The 4387-nt window shown below is 72.2% G+C and carries 5 protein-coding genes; 4 read left to right on the forward strand and 1 reads right to left on the reverse strand.

The annotated features are described in order from the left end of the window. The 3 genes from ACFQ87_RS44675 to ACFQ87_RS44685 form a co-directional block, all read left to right on the forward strand. On the forward strand, positions 1 to 544 hold a 544-nt coding region (locus tag ACFQ87_RS44675; RefSeq protein WP_380616787.1), incomplete at its 5' end, for an ATP-binding cassette domain-containing protein. Next, the gene (locus ACFQ87_RS44680) at positions 541 to 1806 is read left to right on the forward strand and encodes a sugar ABC transporter permease (protein ID WP_380616788.1); all 1266 of its coding nucleotides are present in this window, start codon (positions 541 to 543) and stop codon (positions 1804 to 1806) included. The genes ACFQ87_RS44675 and ACFQ87_RS44680, both read left to right, overlap by 4 nt. A 182-nt stretch (positions 1807 to 1988) precedes the next feature. After that, positions 1989 to 2999 carry a zinc-binding alcohol dehydrogenase family protein gene (locus ACFQ87_RS44685; protein ID WP_380616791.1) on the forward strand — a complete coding sequence of 337 codons (1011 nt, stop codon included), beginning with the start codon at positions 1989 to 1991 and terminating at the stop codon, positions 2997 to 2999. A gap of 96 nt (positions 3000 to 3095) precedes the next feature. On the opposite strand, the gene ACFQ87_RS44690 is transcribed toward ACFQ87_RS44685, so the two are convergent. Then, the gene (locus tag ACFQ87_RS44690) at positions 3096 to 3677 is read right to left on the reverse strand and encodes a TetR/AcrR family transcriptional regulator (protein ID WP_380616789.1); all 582 of its coding nucleotides are present in this window, start codon (positions 3675 to 3677) and stop codon (positions 3096 to 3098) included. A 130-nt stretch (positions 3678 to 3807) separates the two neighbouring features. Here ACFQ87_RS44690 and ACFQ87_RS44695 point away from each other — a divergent pair. After that, a partial coding sequence (locus tag ACFQ87_RS44695; RefSeq protein ID WP_380616790.1) for a carboxymuconolactone decarboxylase family protein occupies positions 3808 to 4387 on the forward strand: 580 nt, incomplete at its 3' end.

The raw sequence follows: 4387 nt of genomic DNA on the forward strand, positions 1-4387 counted from the left end.
GGCCCTCGGCGTCGCCACCGTCTACCAGGACCTCGCCCTGTGCGACAACCTCGACGTGGTCGGCAACCTCTTCCTCGGCCGTGAGCTGAAGAGCTTCGGCATGCTCGACGAGGTCGCCATGGAGAAGCGCGCCCGCGAGCTGCTCGACACCCTCTCCATCCGCATCCCGAGCGTGCGCATCCCCATCGCCGCCCTCTCCGGCGGCCAGCGCCAGGTGGTCGCCATCGCCCGCGCCCTCGTCGGCGACCCCAAGATCGTCATCCTGGACGAGCCCACCGCGGCCCTCGGCGTCGAGCAGACCGCCCAGGTCCTCGACCTCGTCGAGCGCCTGCGCGACCGCGGCCTCGGCGTCATCCTGATCAGCCACAACATGGCCGACGTCAAGGCCGTCGCCGACACCGTCGCCGTCCTGCGCCTGGGCCGCAACAACGGCGTCTTCGAGGTGGCCACCACCTCGCACGAGGAGATCATCTCCGCCATCACCGGCGCCACCGAGAACGCCGTCACCCGGCGCCAGGCCCGACTCGCGGAGGAAGCGAAGTGACCACCGAACAGCCCACCCCGGCCAAGCCCGCCCCGACCACCCCCGCGGTCGACCCCCGCCTGCTCGTCCGCGAGGCCGGCCTCGCCGGCTACCTCGCCGAGTTCAAGCGGAAGATGAAGAACGGCGACCTCGGCTCCGTACCCGTCGTCCTCGGCCTGATCCTCATCGGCGCCATCTTCCAGAGCGTCACCGGCGACTTCCTCAACGCCGACAACCTCACCAACATCACCAAGTGGATCGCCGGCCCCGGCCTGATCGCCGTCGGCATCGTCTTCGTGCTCCTCCTCGGCGAGATCGACCTCTCCCTCGGCTCCGTCTCCGGCGTCTCCGCCGCGATCGCCGCCGTCCTGTCCGTGCGCTCCGGCTACAACGAGTGGCTCGCCTGCCTCATCGCCGTCGCCGCCGCCGTCGCCATCGGCGCCCTGCACGGCTTCTTCTTCGCCAAGATCGGCGTCCCGGCCTTCGTCGTCACCCTCGCAGGCCTGCTCGCCTGGAGCGGCCTGCAGCAGTACGTCCTCGGCGACAAGGGCACCGTCAACGTCGTCAACGACGGCGTCCTGGCCAACCTGGACACCTACTTCCTCGGCGACGGCGACATCGCCTACACCTGGGGCCTCGCCGTCCTCGGCATCGCGCTCTTCGCCGCCGGGCAGATCCTCGACGCCCGCCGCCGGACCGCCGCCGGCCTCACCGCGCGGCCGGTCGGCGAGATCGCGCTGCGCACCGGCGTCCTCGCCGTCGTCGCGCTGACCGCCGCGTACATGCTCAACCAGGACCGCGGCCTGCCGCTGCCCCTGCTGGTCTTCCTGGCCGTCGTCGTCGTCACCGACTTCGTCCTGCGCCGCACGAGCTACGGCCGGCAGATCTTCGCCGTCGGCGGTGGCGTGGAGGCCGCCCGCCGCGCGGGCATCAACGTCGCCTGGGTCCGGATCTCGGTCTTCATGATCTCCGCCGGCATGGCGGCCCTCGGCGGCCTGTTCATCGCCTCGCAGCAGGGCTCCGCCGACAAGCTCCTCGGTGGCGGCAACGTCCTGATGAACTCCATCGCCGCGGCCGTCATCGGCGGCACCAGCCTGTTCGGCGGACGCGGCAAGACCTGGTCCGCCCTGCTGGGCATCCTGGTCATCCAGTCGATCATCACCGGCCTCGACCTGGTCCACGTCAACCAGGCCGTCCAGTACATGATCACCGGCGCCGTCCTGCTCGCCGCCGTCGTCCTGGACTCCGTCTCCCGCCGCACCCGCAAGAGCGCCGCGCGCTGACCCGCCGTCACGCGCGGCACGGGGCCGGCCCGGTATCCACCCCCTCGGATACCGGGTCGGCCCCTTCCGTTCTCCGGGGCTGCGAAAGAAGCGGGACGCCCCCCGTCTTAACTGTTACGGCAAGTCAGAACGGTTAGTGGATTAGGGTGGTCGCCATGACCCGTGAGATCCGCAGGGCCACGATGCCTGCCGTCGCCTACCGCAAGAGCCTGCCGATCGACGACCCCGAGAGCCTGGTCGACGTCGAGCTCCCGACCCCCGAGCCCGGCCCGCGGGACCTGCTGGTCCGGGTCGAGGCCGTGGCCGTCAACCCGATCGACTGCAAGGTCCGGCGCACCGTCGACCCGGCCGGCGAGCCCAAGGTACTGGGCTGGGACGCGGCGGGCACGGTCGTCGCCGTCGGCGGCGACGTGGAGCTGTTCCGGGTCGGGGACGAGGTCTACTACGCCGGCGCCATCGACCGCCCCGGCGCCAACTCCCGCTACCACACCGTCGACGAGGCCCTGGTCGGGCGCAAGCCCGCCTCCCTCTCGTTCACCGAGGCGGCGGCGATGCCGCTGACCTCGCTCACCGCCTGGGAGGGCCTGTTCGACCGGCTCGGGCTGCGCACCGGCGCCCTGGAGCAGACCGGCACGCTGCTGGTGACGGCGGCCGCGGGCGGCGTCGGCTCGATGGTGGCCCAGCTGGCGCGCGCCCTCACCAGCCTCACCGTGATCGGCACCGCCTCCCGCCCGCAGACGGCCGCCTTCGCGCACCGCATGGGCGTCGACCACGTCGCCGACCACACCAAGCCGCTCGCCCCGCAGCTCGCCGAGCTCGCGCCCGGCGGTGTCGACCACGTCTTCAGCACGACCGGGACGGAAGACAACCTCCCCGTCTACGCGCAGGTGCTCAACCCGTTCGGCCGGAGCGTGGCCGTCGACGACGTCGACTCCCTGCCGATGGGCCTGCTCAAGCCGAAGAGCATCGCGTTCCACTGGGAGTCGATGTACACGCGCTCACGGTTCGCGACCGCCGACCGGGCCGTGCAGCACCACATCCTCACCCAGGTGGCGCGCCTGGTGGACGCCGGCGTCCTGCGCACCACCGCCACCCGGGACCTCGGGCCCGTCAACGCCGCCAACCTCCGCGAGGCGCACCGACTGCAGGAGTCCGGCACCGCCATCGGGAAGACGACGCTGACCGGGCTCTGAACCCGGCTCCCGGGCGGATGCGCGAGGTCGTCCGCGGAGGGTGTCCGCGCGGGCGGGCACCCTCGACCCGCTGCGCCCGGCCTGTCGGAGTGGGCGTCAGGAGGGGCGCAGGCCCTCCAGGACGGTCTCGACGAGCAGGGGGCTTCGCAGGGTCTCCTCGGGTCCGGCGCCGAGCAGGATCCGGTAGTAGACCGGGGCGTAGAGGATGTCGACCATCGTGCGGGTGGGCAGGTCGGCCCGGAGCTGGCCGGCGGCCACGGCGGTGTCGAGGCGGCCGACGCACCGCCGGATCCGGGGTTCGAGGAAGGTGGCGCGCAGGGCGGCGGCGAGGTCGGGGTCGCTCTGGGCCTCGGCGATGATGCCGCGGTAGAGGGCTCCGATGTCGCCGGTGAGCATGGCGGCCACGGCGGTGAGCTGGGCGGTGAGGTCGGCGACGATGTCCCCGGTGTCGGGGAAGTCCATGGAGTCGCCGATCCGGTCGTTGACGGCGTCCAGGGCGATCGCGCCCTTGGACGGCCACCAGCGGTAGACGGTCGGCTTGCCGACGCCCGCGGTCGCGGCGATGGCCTCGATGGTGGTCTTGCCGTACCCCTTGGCCCGGGCCACCTCGAAGACGGCGTCCAGGACGGCGCGGCGGGCGCGTTCGCTTCGGCGTTCGGGGTTCGGCTGGGGGGTCATGGCCTGAGTCTAGCCCAGACGTGACGTTACGTTTCGTTTTGACAGTGGGCGCCGGCCGTTCTAGCCTCATCGGCGTTACGAAACGTTTCGTAACGTCGCCTGCTGCTCACGAACCCCAAGGAAGGCCGCCATGACCACCGCCGTCGCCTCGCCGTCCGTGTCCCCGTCCGTGTCCCTGTCCGCCGACCGCTTCGAGCGCGGGCTGGCCCTCCTGCACGAGATCGCCGGCCCCGAGGGCTCGGACATCCTGAACGGCCTCGGCGACATCGCCCCGGACCTCGCCCGACTGACCGTCGAGTTCGGCTACGGCGACGTGTACGCCCGTCCCGGCCTCACCCTCGCCCAGCGGCAGCTGATCAACGTCGCCGCCCTGACCGCGCTGGGCACCGCGGCCCCGCAGCTGCGCTTCCACATCGACGGCGCCCTCAACATCGGCGTCGAGCCCGTCGAGATCGTCGAGACGGTCCTCCACATGGCGGTCTACGCCGGCATCCCGGCGGCGCTCAACGGCATGGCCGTGGTCAAGGCCGCCTTCGCGGCCCGGCCGGAGCTCGACGTCACCCCCGCGCGAAGCGACACCGACGGCGCGCAGACGCTGCGGGAGCGGCACGAGCGCGGGCTCGCCGCGCTCAAGCGGATCGACGGGGAGGCCGGGGAGCGCGTCGTCGCCTCGCTGGCGGACATCGCCCCGGTCCTGGCCGACTACATCG

Source organism: Kitasatospora sp. NPDC056531, from assembly GCF_042794375.1.
Lineage (GTDB): Bacteria > Actinomycetota > Actinomycetes > Streptomycetales > Streptomycetaceae > Kitasatospora.